The 20031-nt window shown below is 68.8% G+C and carries 14 protein-coding genes; 1 reads left to right on the forward strand and 13 read right to left on the reverse strand.

The genetic code is table 11. The features are described from left to right. Positions 1–11 precede the first annotated feature (11 nt). The 8 genes from WMF28_RS10125 to WMF28_RS10160 form a co-directional block, all read right to left on the reverse strand. Entirely contained in the window at positions 12–1811 is a 1800-nt protein-coding gene (locus tag WMF28_RS10125) for a hypothetical protein (protein WP_437601945.1), read from the reverse strand. Positions 1812–1821: 10 nt separating this feature from the next. Next, a complete protein-coding gene (locus WMF28_RS10130; protein ID WP_437601947.1) occupies positions 1822–2238 on the reverse strand; it encodes a PAAR domain-containing protein in 417 nt (138 codons plus the stop codon). 197 nt (positions 2239–2435) lie between these two features. Further along, entirely contained in the window at positions 2436–3191 is a 756-nt protein-coding gene (locus WMF28_RS10135) for a hypothetical protein (RefSeq protein ID WP_437601948.1), read from the reverse strand. A 15-nt stretch (positions 3192–3206) separates the two neighbouring features. After that, positions 3207–4544, reverse strand: coding sequence for a hypothetical protein (locus WMF28_RS10140; RefSeq protein ID WP_437601950.1), 1338 nt, complete (start codon positions 4542–4544; stop codon positions 3207–3209). Further along, complete coding sequence (locus WMF28_RS10145; protein ID WP_437601951.1) at positions 4525–6927, reverse strand: hypothetical protein; 2403 nt, start codon at positions 6925–6927, stop codon at positions 4525–4527. The genes WMF28_RS10140 and WMF28_RS10145 overlap by 20 nt, the downstream gene beginning before the upstream one ends. Positions 6928–6938: 11 nt before the next feature. After that, complete coding sequence (locus WMF28_RS10150) at positions 6939–7349, reverse strand: peptidoglycan-binding domain-containing protein (RefSeq protein ID WP_437601952.1); 411 nt, start codon at positions 7347–7349, stop codon at positions 6939–6941. Positions 7350–7964: 615 nt separating this feature from the next. Then, positions 7965–9128 carry a hypothetical protein gene (locus WMF28_RS10155; RefSeq protein ID WP_437601953.1) on the reverse strand — a complete coding sequence of 388 codons (1164 nt, stop codon included), beginning with the start codon at positions 9126–9128 and terminating at the stop codon, positions 7965–7967. A 57-nt stretch (positions 9129–9185) separates the two neighbouring features. Beyond that, the gene (locus WMF28_RS10160) at positions 9186–9608 is read right to left on the reverse strand and encodes a hypothetical protein (RefSeq protein ID WP_437601954.1); all 423 of its coding nucleotides are present in this window, start codon (positions 9606–9608) and stop codon (positions 9186–9188) included. A gap of 51 nt (positions 9609–9659) precedes the next feature. Here WMF28_RS10160 and WMF28_RS10165 point away from each other — a divergent pair, with 51 nt between their 5' ends. After that, entirely contained in the window at positions 9660–11693 is a 2034-nt protein-coding gene (locus WMF28_RS10165; RefSeq protein ID WP_437601956.1) for a hypothetical protein, read from the forward strand. Positions 11694–11891: 198 nt separating this feature from the next. Here WMF28_RS10165 and WMF28_RS10170 read toward each other — a convergent pair whose 3' ends face one another. From WMF28_RS10170 to WMF28_RS10190, 5 genes are all read right to left on the reverse strand, one after another. Continuing rightward, positions 11892–13559, reverse strand: a complete 1668-nt coding sequence (locus WMF28_RS10170; protein ID WP_437601958.1) for a hypothetical protein — start codon at positions 13557–13559, stop codon at positions 11892–11894. After that, positions 13556–17578 (reverse strand): RHS repeat-associated core domain-containing protein, encoded by a 4023-nt coding sequence (locus WMF28_RS10175; protein WP_437601959.1) that lies wholly within the window; start codon positions 17576–17578, stop codon positions 13556–13558. The genes WMF28_RS10170 and WMF28_RS10175 overlap by 4 nt, the downstream gene beginning before the upstream one ends. A 3-nt stretch (positions 17579–17581) precedes the next feature. Beyond that, the gene (locus WMF28_RS10180) at positions 17582–17902 is read right to left on the reverse strand and encodes a PAAR-like domain-containing protein (RefSeq protein WP_437601960.1); all 321 of its coding nucleotides are present in this window, start codon (positions 17900–17902) and stop codon (positions 17582–17584) included. Positions 17903–17975: 73 nt separating this feature from the next. Next, complete coding sequence (locus tag WMF28_RS10185) at positions 17976–18989, reverse strand: beta-ketoacyl synthase N-terminal-like domain-containing protein (RefSeq protein ID WP_437601962.1); 1014 nt, start codon at positions 18987–18989, stop codon at positions 17976–17978. Then, positions 18986–20023, reverse strand: coding sequence for a DUF2169 family type VI secretion system accessory protein (locus WMF28_RS10190; RefSeq protein ID WP_437601964.1), 1038 nt, complete (start codon positions 20021–20023; stop codon positions 18986–18988). The genes WMF28_RS10185 and WMF28_RS10190 overlap by 4 nt, the downstream gene beginning before the upstream one ends. Between the last annotated feature and the right edge of the window lie 8 nt (positions 20024–20031).

Here is a 20031-nt window from a genome sequence, read left to right on the forward strand (position 1 = left end):
ATCGAGACGGTTCACCGCGGGGGCGCACCTCGCCTGGCGAAGTGCGCGTAGTAGCGCTGGACCATGTCCTGCCACCTCGAGTACTCCGCCGGGTCCCCGAGGAGCCGCTCCTTCCAGGCCGCATCGACCGCCGACCGCATCTCGCCGGAACCCAGGCCGTAGCGCCGGAAGATCTCGTCGGCCGTGGCGGGGGACAGGGCCAGCTCCGCGCAGAGCGCGGCATACTGGGTGAGCGGAAGGATCATGTCCGGCGACTCGGGGAGGGGCGCTGTACTGCCGTCGCCGGCCGTGCTCGAGGGCCTGAAAAGCGGCGATGCTGCGAAGGTCTGGGAGGCAGCTCCGGTCACCGTGGCCGGCGTGGACGCGGTTTGCGTCAGCAGCTCAGGGGGGATCGCAAGGTTCAGCGACGTCTCCCGGAGGTCTGCTGCGGCCGGCGGAGCGGGCTTCGACGCTGCCAGAGCTCCGGCACGCCTCGTGGGGTCCATTGCCGCGAAGGGGATCACCGGGCCGTGAGGGGGAGTCTGCAACGGTGACGTCTCTGCGACCTCCCGGGGGGCTCGCGGCTGCTGCGGCCGGGCTGTCGGTGTGGACGGCACGGGAGTCCCCGATGCTCCGGCCGTGAACGGGAGAGCGGGGCCACGGGGAATGTCCGAGAGCGGCGCGGTTTCCGCGATCGCAGGAGGCGGGCGCTTCACCACCTTCGCCGCACCGGATTGAGGGAACGGCAGCGCCGGCCCTCGCGGAATGTCGGGCAAGGGGGCGGTGCCGGTGAGTGACTCCGCAGCGCGAGGAGGCTTCGGCTCGGCCTTTCCGGTCACGAGCTCGGCGTGCATGGGCACGAAGGGGACCACTGCGCCTCGGGGGACATCCAGCAGGGGCCCCGTGCCCTGCAGGGCCGCCGGGCTCACGATCGAGGCCCTGGGACCGGCGATCGCCCCGGAAGACAGGGCGGCAGGCGCGGACGAGGCGGCGACAGATGCTGGCGAGCGCTCGACATTGCCAGCCTCTCGCGCTCGGGCGAGGAGCATCTCCAGCCGACGCGCGTGATGCGCCTGGAGCCGCTCGAAGTCCTTCGCCAGCGCCGCGTCACGCTCCAGCGCTGCCTGCCAGCGCCCATTCAGCGCGGCCCGCATCTCCTCATCGACCAGGCCGCGGCGCCGCAGCACCCGTTCGCGTTGCTCCGGCAGCGCGTCGAGCTCCGCGCAGAGCGCAGCGTATTCGGCCAGGCCCAACCCGGGCTCGCCGAGCGGTACCGCCGCAGAATGCTCATCTGCAGGCCCCTTCGCCGGTCCCCGCGCCTCGGCTACCCTCGACGGCCGCAGCACCCGAGGGGCGATCCGGAGCGGCCCCAGCTTCCCGGGCTTCGCGTGCAGCTCCTCGAGGAGTTCGCCGACCTTCGCGTCCTCTGCAGCGCACCGCGCCCATCGGCGGCGGAGCCGCGCGACGTCGTTCATTCCCAGGTCGTTCTCCTGCAGCAGATCGAACGGGGCCGGGTGCGCCCCGAAGGCAGCAAGAAAGCTCGCCCAGGCGGTCGGGTCCTCCGCGAGCGGCTCGACCTGACGATCCAGCCAGTCCTCAGCGTGCGCCAGCTCCTGCTCGTACGCCGCAAGCAGCTCCAGCTCCGCGGCCAGCCGCTGCTTCCAGGCAAGATCGGCCCGCGCGAACGTACGCGGCGCCAGCCCCTCGACCGCGAGCACATCCGCGAGCGGGAACCCCTCCGCCACCGCTGCCCTGACGGCCGCGTACTGCGCCAGCGAGATCCCTCCACTCGCTTCCTGCGCCATCGCTGCGGGCTTCGTGGCTGCCACCATCCCCTGACGCCTAGTCGCCGACCAGCACCGTCCCGGCGGCGATCACGCTCCCATTCGGGGCATCGGCCGGGTCGTTGCAGGTCAGCGCCGGATCTCCGAGGTGCGCGGCGGGCTTGTTGTTGATGAGCACGGTCTTGCTGCCTGTGTGCACCCTGGCCTGGTTTGACGGAGGACGCTGGAAGGTGCCCCCCGCGGGCGCATGCGCAGGCGCGTTCATCGCGGTGCTGCCCTGGATCGCGGCTGGCTTGCCCTCGACGAGAACGTCTGCGCTCAGATCGCCGGACAGGTTCCCGCTGAACGGCATCGGCGTCGGCGTGGGCACAGGCCCTCCCGGCGACGGGACCATCAGCACATGCGTGTCGATGCCGACGATCTTGTCGCCTTGCTTCGCCGCTGGCTTTCCTGGTCGGGGGGATCGCGATCGCATGTTCCTCCGTGCTCTCCTGTGCTGGTTACCGGGGCGATGTACCGCGCGTGTCTCCTGCTCGAGTGGACTCGATCAGACCGACGGCACTCCGGCAGCTGTCTGCCTCCTTCAGGACAGGTGAGGGCGCCGTGGGTCGTTGTTCTGCTCGGGCCATCGGGCGATATCGATCCTGTCGAGTGCGCGGGCATCCACCGGCGTCAGCCGCTCCCCTCGTCACCCGGCTTCCGTGCGTCGACCCAGAGGGGTGGATCGAGGGGCTTGCCTGTCTGCGGGTCGAAGCGCTGGAGCCGCTTTCCCTCCGGTGCGCTCTGCCCCGCGGCCCGCGCCTGGCCCGGCTGGAACGGAATGTCGGGTCGCGGAACGAACTCCGTGATGTCGGCTGTGCCCTGGGGGATGCCCGCCCGTTCCGGTGGGCCCGGCGGGCCGCCGCGCCGGAGGGGCGCTGGCGGGCTCGGCGGCGTGGCGACCACCTCGGCGCGGGGCGGCGCCGGGGGCTGGCTGCCGGCGCTGGCGGGCCGGGCGTGCGCGTTTGCGGCCCAAGGCGAGACCTCGTCGCGTTCAGTCGGCGAGCGCAGCGAGGCGAACGCCGGCCCCTGAGGGGGCGCGAATGCTGGCGGCGCCGCGGGCGGCGGCGGGGCGTGCGCCGGCGCGGCGTCCTCCGCCGCCGGGCGCTGCGACGGTCCGAGCGACGTCAGGGAGGGCCGCTTCGCCTCGAGGCTGCGCCGGGTCCTCGCGAAGGCCGAGCTGAAGCGGAGCGCCTGGATGCCCTGGTTACGCTTCGCCGAGAGCGCGAGCTCCGCCGTGTGCTCGGCGTCGGCCCGCTCCCAGTCCGCCGGCGCGACGCCGAGGCGCGCGAGCACCTCGTAGAGGTCCGCGCCGCGGAAATAGACCACGTGGGCCAGGACCTCGGCATACCGCTCAAGCCGCATGACGCTCCCGTCCTTTTCGCTCACGTTTGCCCTCCCTCGTCACGGCGCGTCCGCGTCGGGCGGGACGGGCCTCTTCAGGCGGCGCAGGTTGTCGCACGACTCTTCTCGATAGGGGCACACCGCCGTGAAGAGCTCCACCGCCTTCTCGACGTCCTTCTGCGTCCCGCGGCCGGTCTCGTACATCTCCGCGAGCCGCTCGCAGCTCATCAGCCAGCCGACGTCGCGCTCGTCGATGCGGCAGCCCATCTTCGTGACCTCGAAGATCTTCTTGTCGACCTCGGGCCCGCTTCCCTGCTTCCGGATACGCCCCAGCGTGCGCCGGCATGCCAGGTCGCGGCCGTGCTGGCAGGCGGCCATGTTGAAGAAGCTCGCCTTCTCCGGGTCCTTGGGCACACCCTTGCCGCGCTCGAACAGCTCCGCGAGCTCCTCGCACCGTTTGAAGTCGCGGCTGACAGCGCACGCGCGGTAGGTGAACTCCGCCACGGCTTCCGGTCCTTGCGGTTCAAAGCCGTCCTCCTCGACACAGCCGATCGCGAGCGAGCAGGCGCCCCGGCCAGCGCGGCACTCGGCCTGGGAGAACCTGCAGAGTTTGCGACCGAGGTCTTTCGTGAGGCTCTTCCGCTCGGCCGGCGTCCTGTCCGACCAGGGGTAGCGAAGCACGGGCCAGCACGCGCCCATCTCGCCCGCGCCGCACATTGCGAGGAGCTTCGTCGCCAAGGCCTCCGCGCGGGGGTTGTCTCCACTCCGCCGGGCCACCGCCATCAGCGTCGAGCACGCGGCGATATGGGACGCCGCGCAGGCGTCCTCCGCGATCTTTTGTGCGGTCTTGCCCACGGTATCCTTGTAATACGCGTGCAGCTCCTCTGGGTGGCGGAGGAAATCCAGGGCGAGGGCCAGACAGCCCTGCTTCTCACCGTGATCGCACGCCAGCTTGTGTTGACCTGCCTCCGCCAGCTCTTCCGTCGCTTTGATCGGCCAGTCGTGCCAGTGGTAGTACTCCACGGCGAACTCCATGCACGCCTTCGTGTTCTTGCCGTGGCACGCCTTCATGTAAAGATCATCCGCGCGCGGCGCGTCCTCCGCCACGCCGAAGCCGTGGAGGAATAGCCAGCCCGCAGCGCGGCAACCCTCCATGTCTCCCCGCTCGCAGCGCAGTAGGTCCGCCGAGGGATCCTCCGCCGGCGGCAACGAGAAGAGCACGATGTCTGGGGCCTTCACCGGCTCGGGCGGCGCGGCGCTCGGGGCCGGCGGCGGCAGCATGACGACCTGCCGCGCCTCGGCGTTCCTCGACGGCGCGCTCGATGCGCCGCATCCGGCAACCAGGGCCGAGAGAGCCACCATGGCGAAGGCTGAGCCGTCAGGCAGATGCGTGAGCATCGCCGCCTCCCATGAGCGAGGTGGCGCCGTCCAGGAACATCGAGGGCGTGAGCGCGTCGATTCGCTCCTTGGCCTCTGCCCCTGCGCCGAAGCTTGGATGCCAATAGATATCATTCCAGGCGGTCTCCTTGAGCTTGTTCTCGATCGCCGGAGGCCAGGCGGCGCCCGGTTCTGCCTTCCCTGAGCCACCCGACATGTACTTCCAGCGGCACTGGAATTGCGCCTTGCCCGCGTAGTCCGCGTGCTGCCTCCCGTTGTTCGTGATCGCCACGGCGGGAAAGTAGTGCTTGTACAATCTCAGGCTTGGAGGGTCGCCGAGCTCAGTTTTGTAGTTGTGTGCGACTTCAGACATGAACATGCTCAGCGTCATCTCACGCCCACCGTGTGCCCACATCGACCGGGCGAGGACCCCGCGCGGGATGAAGAAGATCACCCACGGCTGCAGGTTCGTGAAGCCGGGGGTGTTCCTGATCCCCCAGAGCATCTGCGCGATGGTGTAGTTTTGTTCCGGGGAGCTGCCGTACATGCGGGCGAGCCGGCTCACGTAGAGCACGTCGTTGGGCGTCATCATCGCCTTGCTGGGCCGCAGCGTCAGGACAAGGCGAAACAGTCCGACCGGGCGCGCCCTCTTGATGAACGTGGCCATCTCGCCGAGGTCCTCGGGAGGAGGCGGCGTGACGCCCATGCCGCAGAAGCCGAGCATCTGCCCTGGGCCGACCTTGTTCTGCGCGCCTCCGTCGACGATGCCGGCCTGCATGAACTCGACCAGCGCTCCACGCCCCGGACTCTCCCGGCTCTCCCCCTTGATCTTCGCCCAGAAATTGGCGCCGTTGCCGGTGTCCATGAGCTGCACGAGCGGCTTGTCCTTGTGCACCCGGAGGGCGTAGTGGATATGCGAGCCGTCGAGCTGCTTCTTGAGGTCGATGACGACGGCGCTCGTCTTGGTATCGAGCGCCAGCGCCTTCTGATACTCCCAGGTCGCGAGATCCTCCTTGAGCTTCGCCTCTATCTTGGCGCGCGTGATATCCGCATTGACCGCATCCCCTCGCTTCTCGAAATATCGAAGATCCTTGAGGAGCAGGGGATCTTTCTTTGGCTTCGCGAGCTCGAAGTCTTGCTGGTAATCAGGGGCGACTCTGTTCTTCTGCGAGTAGGGGCTCTCGACCTCCTGCGCTCCGGGCGTCTTGCGCGCTGCGAAGTGTTTCAGGAGGATCTTTTCACGAAGGCATTCGTCCTCGTACCTGCTCAGGTAGAGCGTGACCTTCTGAGCTCCGGCGTCGGGATCGAACACGAAGATGGTCCCTGGCGTGAGTGGCGGCGAGAGCTGCCTGGCGCGCTCGACCTTGAGCAGGTCCTCGTACGCCACGGGCGGAGACGATGCTCCTGCATCCGGCCCCGCGCTCGCCTTGTCCGCAGCAGCGGAATGGAGGGTGTACCAGCGCCCGCCCTGCGGGGGCGGCTCATCGCCGGGGGCCGCAGGCTTTCCCGAGAAGATGGCGAGGCCTCCGGTCGCGAATTGGGCCGCGTAGCCGATGCTGTCCAGGCGCTCGATGCGGAAGCCTCGTGTCAGCGCTCCGTATGTCGCAAGGTGCTGGCAGGCGACGACGATCGGCACGGCCGGATCGTCGTTCTTCTGCTCTTGCCAGCGGGGCCCCATCGGGTCCTCGAGTAGCCTGCCATCCTTCATCGGGCCCACGACCGGCGCCTCCTCGTCGTTGGCCAGCAGCGAGTCGTCGGGGGGGCCCGAGCCGTCGGGGGGGCTCGATGCTTCTCCCTGCGGCCGAGCGTTCCCCAGGTCGTCCCGAATCGGGTCTGGTTTCAGCCAGGATTCGACGTTGTAATGCCCGTAAGTGACCTTGTACTTCTTCGACTTCCGCGCCAGCGTGCTCCGGTACCGCCGCTGGATCCGGCTGAAGATGTACGTCTCCCAGTTCTCCGAAGCGGGGAACCGCGCCACGCCCTTCTTCGTCCCCATGTCGTAGCTGCTACCGGGGCCGCCGTACGTGGCGCCGAAGAGGACCTCCGTGACCGCCTGGGCCCACTGCTCCTCCTTCGGGTCCGCGCACCAGTTCATCAGCGGCCCGGCCTGCGTGAGCCACACCTGATCCATCGGAAAGACGCGGATCCGCTGGTCGATCCACGCGAGGACATCGCCGATCGTCTCCGGCCGGGAGATCGCGCCCTCCGGCACCTCGTGGCGCTCCGGTCGTACCCCGTCGTCGCCGAACACGGTGCCGTCCGGCGCCCCCGCGGCCATGTCGTTGATCGCGACCGTCAGCCGCGGCGGCTCGTCCCCGTAAGGGTACGCCTCGGAGAGCTTCGTCAGGAAATCGCCAGCCGGCGCCTGCGCCGGCCCACCACCGCCCTGGTTCCCGTCCGCCATGTCGATGCTCCTCAGCCGCCGTGTACCCGCGCGAGCTCGCTCGCCGTCTGCGCGTCGAGCTCCCCCGTCTCCCCGAGCTCGTGGTCCTTCTGGAACCACGCGAGCGCCGCCCGGAACCCCTTGTCCGCAGGCGGGTTCTCCTTGATAGCCCCCTCATAGTAACCGAGGTTCTTCAGCCGCCGCAGCGCCCCTTCCACCGTCGTGACCTCGGGCAGCGCGGCGACGCGCACGGTCCACTTCTTCTTCGGGCCCGTCGGGTACTTCCCCGGCCACATGGTGATCTCGACGAGCTGCGCCGTCTCCGGGATCTCCACCGCGATCGCCCCGTCCGCGTCGGTCTCGCCTTCGAACCGCCGGCCCTCGGCGATGAGCTGGTAGCGCTTGCCTCCGTACGGCTCCAGCTCCTCGTCCGTGAGCTGCACCTTGAACGGCTTCGTCTTCTCCTCGTCATCCTCCCCCCGGGCTCGCTCTGGTCCCCTGCCACGTTGATAGGCCTTCTTCGGTCAATACCGGTCACGTTCACCCGCCGTAGTTCTGAGCTGGTTGTTCGCATCGGCGACGCCGCGGAGCTCATTACGAGCGTTGACGCGCAGCGGCGCATCCTTCGCGTAGAGCGATCCTCCGACCGAGCCAACAACGGAGCGCGTTTCGATGGATATCTGCGTGGATGCAGGCTGAACGTGACGGGTGGGGGAAAGGAGCTGGCGAGGCCTGAGAGATCAAGGCAGAGGCGAAGAGGAAGGAGTTGATGGCCGAGGGGGCCTCGTGTCCGGGCGTAGGCGGCGCACGCAAGACCGAACTGTGCAAGGCCGACGGGCTTCCATCAAAGCTTTCGGCTACGGACTGCAGGTGCGAGCATCTGGTCGGGCCTTGCCGTGGCGAGGGGCATCATCCACGAAGGGGGTTGCACCCGAATAAGGGCCGCGCTCGTCCGGGTGGCCCAAGTGTTATCCGTCGGGGGAGGACCAGTCCGTGGCGAGCGCGCTCCAGGAAGTACAAGCGAGCCTCGCCGTCAGCGAAATTTCCGCAACCCTTGCTCACCGCTTTCGGCGCGATAAAGCTGACTCGACCAGCGCCTGCCAGCGCGGCCTGAGCGTCGGATCGCGCGGAAAGCGCTCTTGCCATACCGCATGGAGCGCCGTCCAGGCGTGCGCATCCATCTTGTAGTGGTTGAGGATCTGGACGAACTGATCGGGCAGCGCCGTGACCGTGGCGCAGATCTCTGCGTACTGGGCGAGCGATATGCTGTGGAGATACTTCAACATCTCCGCGGAATGACCGCCGGCTGTTGCTCCGCCTGATGCCGCCGGCTCGCGATGCGGTGCTGGCGGAGAGCCCTGGACGAAAGGAAGCACGCCAGCGCCGGATGGGGGCGCGGGCAGATCGGGGGCCGACGGTGAGCGCCGTGGCACCTGGGGCGATCCGGTTGGTGGCGAAAAAGGAAGCGCTCTGCCTGCAAAGGCCACGGGAGCCAGCATGGCGGTTTGTGAAGCAGCATGCTCATCAAGGTCCGGCTCGTCATGCGCGCCTGGACGCACGTGGCGCGCGGCCAAGGGCGCATCCTTGAACGGCAAGGCATCGCCAGAGCGGCGCGCTCCTCCGTCGATGGGCAGGGTCATACATTCACCGAGATCGCCAGGCGGTGCGGTCAGGTTCGGCGAGTTGGGACCCTGTGGACCCGTTGCGAACGGGAGCACCCCGCGCGCGATCGCGGAGGGCGGCGCACAAACTGTCCGAGCCACATCGTGCTCCACCGTCGCAGGTGGCGGCGGATAAGCTTCGGGGGGTGGGGCCACGAAGGGAAACCGCGAACTGGACGGTGTCGCGAAGGGGGATGATGTCGCAGGCAGGGGCGGAACCGGAGCGACCACGACAGGGGGCGTTAGCGGCGCGATGCTCAGGGGCAACGGCGTCATCGTGGCGGACGGAAGCGGTGAAGCCGCGGGGGCAGGCGCAGGAGCAGGAACGGCAGTCGCCTGGAGGGCGCGCTGCCGCTCGAGGAAAGCCTGCGTGTATCGGTTCGTCAGCTCGAAGCGGCCGCGCTCGAGCTCCGTCCCCATCCTCTCCAGCCACGTCTGCTGCGTGTCTGCCCAGTCGTCGATCGTCAACCCCGTGCGCGCCAGCACCTCGTCACGCAGCATCCCCGTGTCCATCTCGGCGCGCATCTCCGCATAGCGCTCGAGCGTCACTACCGTGCCCATCGACCCCATTCTAGACCCTGACGCCGGTGCTGTCAGCGCGATGGAAGAGCCCCGTGCTCAGCGCCCTCGCAACGCCGCCTCGAACCGGCGCTCCAGTTCGGGATCCTCCACGAGCCGCCGACTCCAGTGCTGGCTACCCTGGACGTAATCGGCCATCGTCACGCCTGCGCGGGCGAGGGCAGCTTGCACGTCACCGCTCGCCTGCATCAGACGCGTTACCTGCGCGAACTGATCGAGAGAGATCGGCGGAGAGCGCCCGCTCTGCGCGGCCTCGTAAGCGGCCGCGTACGCCGAGAGGAGCGGGGAGATGCCGTCTTCCGCCTCGTCGAAGGCCGCGGAGAGGCGGGCCTGCCACGTGGTGTCGAGCGCCTCCCATCGGTCCTCATCGAGACCGTGTCGCGCGAGCACCTCAGCGCGCGCCGGTCCGGCCGCCGACAGCTCGGCCATGACCTGCGCGTACGCTTCGATGTCGAGAGCCACGCGGGGATTCTAGTCGCCGCGGCGACCGGGAGCAGCTAGAAAACAGTGTCGATGCGTACCGAGCCCGCTGCGGCCGACCCCGCGTCGGTCTGGATGACTCACCTGGAGCGAGCGCACGACCGCGCCCACGCGGCCGCCCGGTCCATCGAGGATCACGCCGAGCCCAGCGCACACCTCGCGCCCGCTGCGCGCCGCATCGAGCACGGCCTCGCGGCGATGTACGACGCATTCGACGGGCGCGCGGACCGACCCACGGCGATCGGCGTGGCGCACGCGCGCCTCTGGGACGCGGCGATCCTGGTGGCGCGGGCGGGCCTGCCGGGAGCGCTCGTGGCGTTGCGCGAAGCGTGTGCAGAGCTCGTTGCCGCCGAGAGGCGATTCCCGCGCGTGCCGCTCGCCGGACGCGCCGCCGTGGAGCTCCAGGCCGGTTCCACCCTGCCGCCGCTGCACACCATCGAACGGGCCTCGCTCATGCCGTCCTTCCGCGCGCCGCCAGTCCCCGAGCCCGAGGGGGAAGCGGCGGTGATCGAGCTGCCGGAGCCCACGACGTTCGAGGAGCTCGCCGCGGTGGCTGAGAGGGCGCGTCGCATGGCGCAGGAGCGAGCGCAGGCGCTCGCAGGGCGCCTGAAGGCGCCACCCGCGGTCAAGGCGAAGGTCGAGGCGCCCGTGGAGGTGCCCTCCGGCTTCGCCTTCGCCCCGCCGCCGCCGCTGGACGAGGGCGCCTTCGTGCGGCGGTGGGCGCGCGAGTGCTTCGACGAGATCGGCATGCTCGGCCTCCAGCGCGCGCCGCTCCCCGGCGACGACTGGCGCGCGTGCCAGGCCCTGGAGACACGCTTGATCAACGCCATCGACGCGCTCGCGGCGCTCGGCCCCATCGCGATGGCGCATGTCGAGCCGATGGCGATGGATGCTCCGGTCGCGAATCCAATGAGCATGTTCGCGGTCGCGATGATCGGCGGCTGCATCGAAGGCCGCGATGCGCTCGCGGGCGCGGAGCGTGTGCTGCACCGCTTCGGGCCCAACGATCCTGCTGTAGCCGAGGCGTTCGCTGCGGCGATGAAGCTCGCGCCGAACCCGTTTGTGCGCAGCGTGCTGCGCTCGCTGTACGCCTCCGCCGAGTTCGGGTGCCGCGCCATCGCTGTCGAGGTGCTCGCGCATCGTGGATGGCTGGAGCCGGACGATCTCGCGGCGCTGGCGGAAGAGCAGGAGCCACGCATCCTCGCCCTCGCTCTGCCGGCGCTCGCGGCCGCGCGACATCCGGCGCTTGAGCGGGCCCTCGGGCGCGCGCTCGCACAGGGCGATACACACCTGCAGGCGGCCGCGCTCGACGCGACGGCGCTCGCGGCGCACCCGCGGGCGGCCGCCGCCGCGCGGGCGGCCGCAGATGGGGCGCTCGGTGACAGGGCGCTCGTGCGGCTCGCGATCGCGGGCGGTGAGAATGACGCTCGATGGCTGCTCGGGCGCATGCAGGAGAAGACCACGCCCGCCGCGGTGGAGGCCGTGGGATGGGCGGGATGGGTGGGTGCGGTGCCGGCGCTGCTCCAGCTGCTGGAGGCCGAGGACAAGGAGACGAAGCTCGCGGCCGGCGCGGCGCTGGACAGGTTGCTCGGCGCGAACCTGGTCGACCTCATCGAGGTAATGCCCGAGGCGCTCGCGACGGTCGACGTCGTGGACCCGGATCCCGAGTCGCCGCGCAGGCGCGAGTCGCTCGCCGCGCTGGTGAGCCATCCGAGAGACCAGCCGCCGGCAGGCTCCGCCGAGACGCTCGAGGTGCCCTCGACGGACCCGGCGAGGTGGAGAGCGTACTGGGCGGCGTACGCGGACCGCCATCCTCCGCGGCTCCGGGTGCGGCGGGGGCAGGCGTACTCGCCGTCGGTCTCGCTCTACGAGCTCGACCGGCTGTCTGCGTCGCCAGAAGATCGGCGACGGCTGCACCGCGAGCTCGCCGCGCGGACGGGGAAGCTGACGCCGTTCGATCCGTTCGATTTCGTGCATACCCAGGAGCGGAGCCTCGAGACCTGGGCGTCATTCGTGCGGGCCTCGGCGGAGACGCCCGGCTCGTGGGGGCGGCCGAACGTGCGGTGATGCCGAAGCAATGGGCCCAAGGCCGGCTGGCCGAAGAGCTCGGCCGTTGATGTCCAGTGCATCCACGCGCGCGCGAAGGCTCGTCTTTTCGGCCACCACGTCAGGACGGGCGAGGACCAGGACCTACGTTCCAGGTGTGCAGGAGGGCGATGCCACTCACGGGAGCGGCCGTCATCCGTCAGCGCAAAGACGTCCCGCTCAGGATCGCTCCACGAAATAAGCTCCGGGCACGCCGCGGATACGCAGGCGGCCCGGAGACGTCTGGTCCGGCGGATCCCAGCGCGGCACGTCCACCACGAGCGGCGCATCGGCTGCAGTCGGGCCGAGCGTAGCCCACATCCGGGCCTCGGGGTCGCGCGCGTGGATCCGCTGAATCGCCGCGACGACCGCATCGCCATCGTCGCTCGTCGCCTCGGTGAACGGCGGCGAGTAGAATGGGATGGGAACACGGCGCTCGAGGACAACCGAATACGGCGACTCCCACACCGAGCAAACCGAGTCGCTCGCTGACGGAGCAGGCTCGGCACCCAGCTCACGCGCGACCTCGGCGCCGACGACGCGATCGATCCGCAGCGCAAATCGCGACTTGCGGCGTGGATCAACGCTACGCGCCCAGCGCTCCAGGAAGACGCGCCAGGAGTCCGCGACCGCCGCTGACACATCGGCGTCAGGGTCCTCGAACAGGATGCGCCCGTGCTCGTCCATGACATATCCGGACTCGACGTACACGCGCGTAGGACGTCCACGCATCGCGCGGAGCGTCGCGTACGGGCCGAATGGGCGAGTGCCGATCACGCGAAGACCGCCCGCCGCCTCCTCCATCTCGAACAGCGCCTCCTGCGCGGGCAATCCGTGGCGCTCGAGGAGCGCAGACAGCTCCGCACGTGAGCAGGTGAGCGCCGGATCGCGCGACGCATCGGCGCGAATCAGGCTCTCCAGGGCCGCTGCCGAAAGGCGCGGAATCAGTGCGTCGAAATCAGGCGCGTAGGAGCGAATGAACGTCCCGCCCTCATCGAACGTGGTCCATCGCTCGATCCGGCCTGCGCGAGCGCGCACCTGCGCGAGAGACGACTCCTCCTCGACCGATACCCACCCGTCTGCCGACGCGAAGCGCACGCCGCTGGGGACTGGTGCTTCGGGCGTGGCGCTGGACGGATGAGCATCGACCGTGCACGGTGCATCGCCGCGCGCGAGATCAAGTGTCACCCGCTCCGAGTTCATCGCGCGTATCACGCGCGCAGCATCGCGGACCGACGAGGTCCACACGCGCGTCGCGTCGCGTGCCCCGATGAGCGCGCCGCCGTCCCCAATGAGGATCCCTGGAAGCTCCCAGAACGTATGAACACCATCGCTCGCCTCGGGGACTCGTTGCGCGCCGACCGCCGCCGCGAGGCTCGCCCCGATGCAAGGCGTGAACGAGACACGCATCACACGCGGTCGCAACGGCTCGACGCTGTCGAACAGCGTGACCTTCTCAATGAGCACGAACAACGAATCGGCGAGGCGGATGAGCGGATCGCCGTGTGCTGATCGTCCGTGGACCCGACCGCGCTCGTCGACGAACAGCTCCTTTCCTGACAAGAGGCCAACGGCGAGCGCGACCGCGTTATCCTCGGTTCGACCGGACGGGACGGCGCGGGCGAATCGCATCGGGTGTACGACAACGGCCGCCCACGTCAGGCCGCCGAAATGTGCTTCGGCGTCGAGCACGCCGGCGAGCGGCGGAAGGCCTCGCTCGCGAAGCGCGGCATCGAGCGCCTCGCGCGTGCCGCGAGCCGTCTCGTCGATGCGTGCGCCGGCGCGCTGGAGGGCCTCCTTAGCGCGTGGCGATAGGCTGGCGAGTAGCGGATCTGTCTCTTCGATCATCGTTGGTACGTCGGCCGTCCGTAGTTGATGAACGGCTGGTAGTTGGGGTTTTGGCTGAGTGAGGCGTCGTTCATGATATATGCTGCGTTTTGCGCTTGCAGCCATTGGCCATTCGGCTGTGTGAAATTACGAAGGACTCCTGGGTCGGTTGGAGGTCCATAGCCGGACGCCACTGTGAACGTGCAATTGTTCTGCGCCTGCAAGTTCGCCATCAACTGACTGCAATTCGGGCATGGCGCGCGGGCCCCGCTCTCATCGGTCGACGCGACGTGCATGCCGTTCAGCGCCTGCGCTACGCGAGGATCACCTGGCTGGAGCGAATTCTCCGGTAGACCGTTGGCCCGCTCATACGCACGAATACGTTCGCTGATCGCGCGCGGTTCGGCACAGGTGGTGGGTGGGCGCCCCGGTGGAACCGCCTTACGGTCGCCGCTGTCGTACGAAGGGTAGATCGGCGGATCGCCCGCGGTAGGAGGTATCGCCGCAGCGACCACCGGGTGAATGGCGATGCCGGCGCCCGACGTACCGCTGGAGCACGACGGAGGTTCGCCGCCGATAGGAGGGGTGATCGTCGTGTCAACCAGCCCGTAGGGATCCATCAACCGGTACGGCCTGTTGCGCACATACGTGAACGCCCAGAGCCCTCCCTCAAGGCCTATGGGATCACGGCATACGTAGCGCCCCGTCTCTGCATCGTAATAGCGATATCGGTTGTACGCCAGCTTCGTCTCAGGGTCCTCGTACTGCCCAACCAACCGCAGCGGCGTCGTCGTCTCCGAATCGCTCTCCAGCCGTCCCCACACCGACGTAGATAGCTTGGCCAGCACGTCGCCCGACGACGAGAGGAGAAGGCGCGGAGCGTAGCGCGTGTCGTTCACATAATAAACGGCCGGCGAATGGACGCGGGCGCCGCCGCAGCGAACGGCGTCGCGATGCGCGACCGGCGCGAAGGTCCCGGGTTCGAACGCGTACGTCCGCTCTTCGATGATCGTCTCGCCGCCCCCGACGACGCGCTTTCGAACCTCGTGCGTGAGGAAGGCGCCGTCATGGACGAAGTGGGTCACCTCGCGCGTGCCCTCGGGGCGCGTGGTGCGCTTGGCCACGCGACGCGCGAATGCATCGTACATGAACTCGACGGTGCCGCCGTCGGGCGTGACGACGGCTTCGAGCAGACCGCTGCTCGCCCAGCGCAACTTCGTCGTGCGCACGGTGCCGTCTTCCTGCTGTTCGTGCTTTGCGATCAGGCGCGCGTCGTCGTCATAGACGTACTCGGTAGCGCCGCGACGAACGAGCTTCCCCCCTGGCCCATACTCGCGGCGCTGCGCCCCGGTGCCCGCTTCGTGGATGTTTGTAGCCTCGTCGTAACGATAAAACTCCGCGCGCACATGTGACGGAAGGCGCTCGAGGACCTGCCCCAGCGCGTCGTGCTTGTAGCGCGTGATGTTACCGTCGAGTTCATGCTCTTCGAGTAGCTCGCCCGCCGGCGAGAAGTAGCAACTCTGCTGGTCGACTGTGCTGTCGGGCAACGCGCCGACCCATTCGGGCTCCCCTTCGCCGACCCGCGCGCGTCGGGCGCCGGCGCACACCACGCGAACGCGTTCGCGCTGCCCGAAGGGACCGCACTTCGTCTGCACGCGACCGCCACCTGGCAAGATGCGCTCGATCTCATCACCCATTGCGTCGCGACAAAACGTGATCGGCTCCTCGTCCCCCATGAAGAGACGCGAAGGCGCGCCCATGACATCCCGCTCGCAGCGCTCCTCGTAGCCGAGCGACGTGCGCTTGAGAACACGCCTGTCGCCCATGTCGTACTCGCTCTCTACGGAGTAGAGCTCGCCTTCGATGGCCAGCGTCTCGCGCACACGCCGGCCGCGCGCGTCATACTGGAACGTGACCGTGACGTCACCGCTCGACGCAGACACCACGCGTCCCATTGCGTCGTAATCGAATGCGTCGACGCGATCGTCGTGGTAGGTGCGCGAGATGAGGCGCCCCAGGGGGTCGCGCGCTAGCTGGCTCACCTCGCCGGCTGCGTTGGTGACGGTCTTAATGTACCCGGATGCATCGTCACGATAGCTGATGACTCGCCCGTCGAATGTGTGCTCCTCACGGATGCGTCCGGCTCTGTCACGCACGAGGCGGTGCACCTCGCCTCGTTCGTTGATGATCTTCACGAGCGCGCCCTCGCGATCGTAGCGGTACCGGATACACGCGCCGTCGGGTTTTAGCACCTCGTGCACCAAGTTGAGCCCAGACCACCGGAGTTGATAAACGCGCCCGTCTGGATCGGTGATCCGGATTACGCGTCCTTCGGCGTCGCGAACCAGCATCTGTTTTGCTCCACCCTCGCTGATGGTGGCGGCGAGGAGCCCGTTGTCGTCATACAGATACCGAGTCTCCCTTCCGTGCTCGTCGAGCATGGATGTGATCCGCCCGAAGTAGTCGTACTGCATGCGACGCGTGGCGCCGTTCGGTTCGACGACCTCGATGCGGTTGCCATGTGCGTCGACGGTGATGCGCGTGGTGTCACCGCGAGGTCCGCGCGCGCCGATGAGCTGCCCGCGTGCGTCAAGCTCGTACCGTATCACGTCGCCGAGGACGTCGCTTATGGCAACTAGGTTGTTGCGGTCATCGTATTCGCGCGCGATCACGTTGCCGCACCCGGTCGTTATCGCAGTACAACGCCCCTTCTCGTCGTAGCTGTAGCTGGTCGTCGTCCCGAGCGGGTCGACCGTCGCCAGCAGACGGCCGTCCTCGTCGCGCTGCCACGTCCAAAGCGCGCCCTCCGGGTTCTCGTAAGACACCAACTCGCCTCGTGTGTCGAACGTGCTGCTCTCGACGTGACCGCCAGACACGGCGCGCTCAATCCTGCCGAGCCCGTTCGCCTTGTAGCGGCGCACCTGGCGCGAGTCGGTCACGGCAACGAACCCGTCGGGGCCGAAGTCCAGCTTGTTGTGGAACATCCCCTTGGCCGGCGAGCCATCGGCTAAGCACGAGGGCAGGTCGTCGTCGAGCGCAGGGTCGAGTTGGCCCGGATGCTCGGCCCAGGTCTCGACGCATCGCCGCGCTCGATCGTAGCGATAGAAGACATGCAACCCGGCGGCGTAGATCTGCGTCGTGAGGAGGTGCTCCTCGTTATACGCGAATCGCGTTGCATGGCCCTGCGCCTCGACTGCGGCGACCAAGTTGCCGTAGGTGTCGTATTCGTAGCTGCGGAAAGCGACCCATTTTCCCTGGTGCGGATTGTTCTTTGTCTCGAATGCAGTGATCCGCCCGCGCTCATCGCGGCGGACTCGCACGAAGCGGTTCGCGCTGTCGATCACGGCGCGTAGCGAGCCATCACGATAGACTAGATTGATACGGTTCTCGTTCCGGTCAGCGATCGACGTGAGGACGTAACGGTTTCGCCCTTGTGCGGTGGTGTGAATGCAGCGGAAGAACCGAACCAGGCCATCGTTGGTCGTCAGCGCGAAGCCCCACGGGTGGCGCGCGAGGGTCGCCCCGTCACCGAGCGCAACGTGTCCGCCGAGCTCTGGGATCGTCGCGACATCGATGTTGCCGTCGTGGCGAACGAGCTCTACCCTGCGCCGCCGCGCATGAACCTCCCAGGCCAAGGAGTGCGACCAGCCATAGCCCAGCCCTACGTCGCGGTCGGCCGCGGCGGTCGAGTAGACGCGCTCGAGCAGGAGCGCGAGCGGTCCACCCAGCGCGAGGTCGATCGCCGGCAGGGTATAGACACGACCGGTGCCGATATCGATGGGATCACCCGCTGCTGTCCTGCCCCCTCCGCCGTGTTTGGGGTTGGTGCAGCCGCTCCCGCTCCCGCTGCCGCACCCCTGGGCGTTCTTACCGTCGCTGCCGGCGCCGTCGCCGTCGCCGTCGCCGTTGCCGGCACTGCCCCTCTTGCCCCCGTTGCCGTCTCCATCTCCATCCCCGCTCCCGCCGCCTCCGCCCAGCACCGCAATCCCAGGGCACATCCCCGGCGGGGCCGCCGCGTCCGGCGCCGGTGAGGTCGCCATCGCTCAACCCCCTCCCTTGTTGAGGAACCCGGGGCTCCCGGTGATCCCCACCATGCCCAGCTCCACGAGCACGATCGGCGCGCCCATCACGATGAACGCCGGCCCGCCGGTGTTCAGGCTCACGACCTCCTTCATCGTCCCCGGCTCGTTGCCGTGGCACGCCTTGAAGCATGCCCCCACCGTGACGATCTTCGCGCCGCCCATCTTGGTGCGCACCGGGGCGTCCTTCACCCCTTCGGTGGAGTTCGCCACCACCGGATAGGGCACCGGGATGGGGCTCGGGGCCGCCGGCGTGGTGCATACGCTGACGGCACATGGGGTCATCGTGTGACCAGACTTCTCCGTGATGCAATCCATCATGACCGCAGTGACACTCATCGCCTCGCCTCCCGGTCCGTCATTGCTTCCCCAGCACCACCGCGACCCGTTCTCCACCGTCGTTCCCGACCATCGTCAGCGCGATCGGCGAGGGCGCGTACCCGTGCTTCCATGCCGTCGCGGCCATCGCCACGAAGAGCGGCGTCGCAGCCGCCCCGAGATAGCCGATCCGCTGCGCAGGAGACTCGATGAGGTACGGCTTCCCGAGCACCTTCTGCGCGCGCACGAACACGCTCTGCCATTCGCACTGTCGCCGCATCTCGCCGGTCAGATCCGTTAAGATCCAGCCGGCAGTGCGCCCATCCGCCATGAGCGGCTCTGTCGCCTGTCGGACCGCGGCCGTCAACCCGAGCGCCTCGTACGCCGGTTCGTCATTGTCTGGCCGCGCGCGCTCGCGACCCGTTCCCACGCCGATGACATGCGCAAGAGGTGTGAGCTTCAGACGGGCTACATCCGCCGTGCGCATCAGCACGAAGAACGCGGCCGCCTCGCCAGGGATGCGGGCGTCGAGGTTGTCGCGCGAGAACAGTCGTCCGCTCGCGTCCAGCGCGGTGATGGATTGAGGGGAGTAGTCGCTGTGGACGCCCCCGATGACGACGGCGTTCGCACGGCGCGTCTCCAGCGCCCGGATCGCCGGCGGCAGGAACGCTCCTGGGCCGGCCTCTCCACGTGCCTGGACCGTCACGTGCGCCGCCGGCATGACACGCTTCACCAGCGCCTCGAGCAGCGCGATGGCCAGCGGGCCCTCGGGGCATTCTTCGTCGAGCGCGACGTGGACCTCCGCCGCAACGTCGCGGATCGGCGCCACGGCCTCCTCGAGAGGCGCCCGCGCCAGCGCGGCGAGCCGCTCGGCGCCAACGAGCCGCCCGTCCAGGGTCGGCACGAACGCCATCGTGATCGCCTCGCCCGCCGCGTTGACGAGGGGCGCCTCCGCCATGGCCGGGAAGCCCGCTCGGAGGAGGAACCCCGTCTGTCGGGCGTTCAGACCCACCGCGGTCTTCGCGCCGACCCTCGCCACCGTGATGGCGCTCACGCGACCTCCTCCTCGGTCACGACGATCTTCGCGTCCTTCATCCGGCGCGGCGGTCGGAACGCGGCGCGCCAAACGAGCTCCACCACGACGTCGGCGCTCTCGGGCACACCCAGCGTGTCGAGCACGACGGTATCGAGGTAGGCCGTCAGCGTCTGCGGCTCTCGCCCCGCGGCGAGCAGGCTCGCGACGATCCGGATTTTCGGCAAGCGAAAGGCCAGCGTGCCGCCGCCGGGGGTGAGGTTCAGGAGCGCCACGTCCTCCCCTCCGGCGAGGGGCGGGACCGCGGTGAGCCCCGGCGATGCACAGAGATTCGCCCGGTCGTCGTGATCGAGGGGCAGGAGCGGCGCGCGCTCCTCGAGCCAGCGTGCGTCATGCGTCCCGAGGAAGCGGCGCCTCGGCTCCCAGTGCCGCCCGATCGCCCCGAGCCCGGCCGGAGGCGGTCGCGTCAGCGCCGAGCCGATCGGGTGCAGCGGATCCTCGATGAGCGGGGCGGGCCTGTGCGTCACCGAGGACGGGTCCCGTGCGATCCCCATTCCAACCGGATTTCGTGGCTCCTCGACGGGCCGTGCGGGATCGCTCACGTCGATCCCTCCCCAGGCGTAGTCGTACCGCACCTCGACGCCCGTCGTGGGGCGAGGCGCGGACAGCCCCGCTCCGTTGGCCTCCCAGACACGGAGGCCGAACACCCTTATCGTCTTCTCCAGCCGCCCGACGCGCACCCCGGCATCGAACGACGGCACCGCCTTCCCGCCCGGAGCGTGGGCTGTAGCGACCACGATCACGTCGGTTCCGGGCTTGGTGATGCAGAGGTCCGATGGGAACTTGATGCTGCTCTTCTCGGGCTCGCCCCACGGCACGTCCGCTCCGCGAATCCCACGCCGCTTGGCCCGCGGCGAGCGCTCGAGCTCACTCTCCCCGCGTACCCCGGTGAACGTCGCCTTGACGATCAGGACCAGGCGCTCGCCGTCCTTTGCCAGGAGCAGAACCGGCCTGGCGACGAACTCGGTCTTGTTACTGAGATTGGGAGCGTCCATGGCCGACT

It is taken from the genome of Sorangium sp. So ce590, assembly GCF_051521365.1.
GTDB lineage: Bacteria > Myxococcota_A > Polyangia > Polyangiales > Polyangiaceae > Sorangium.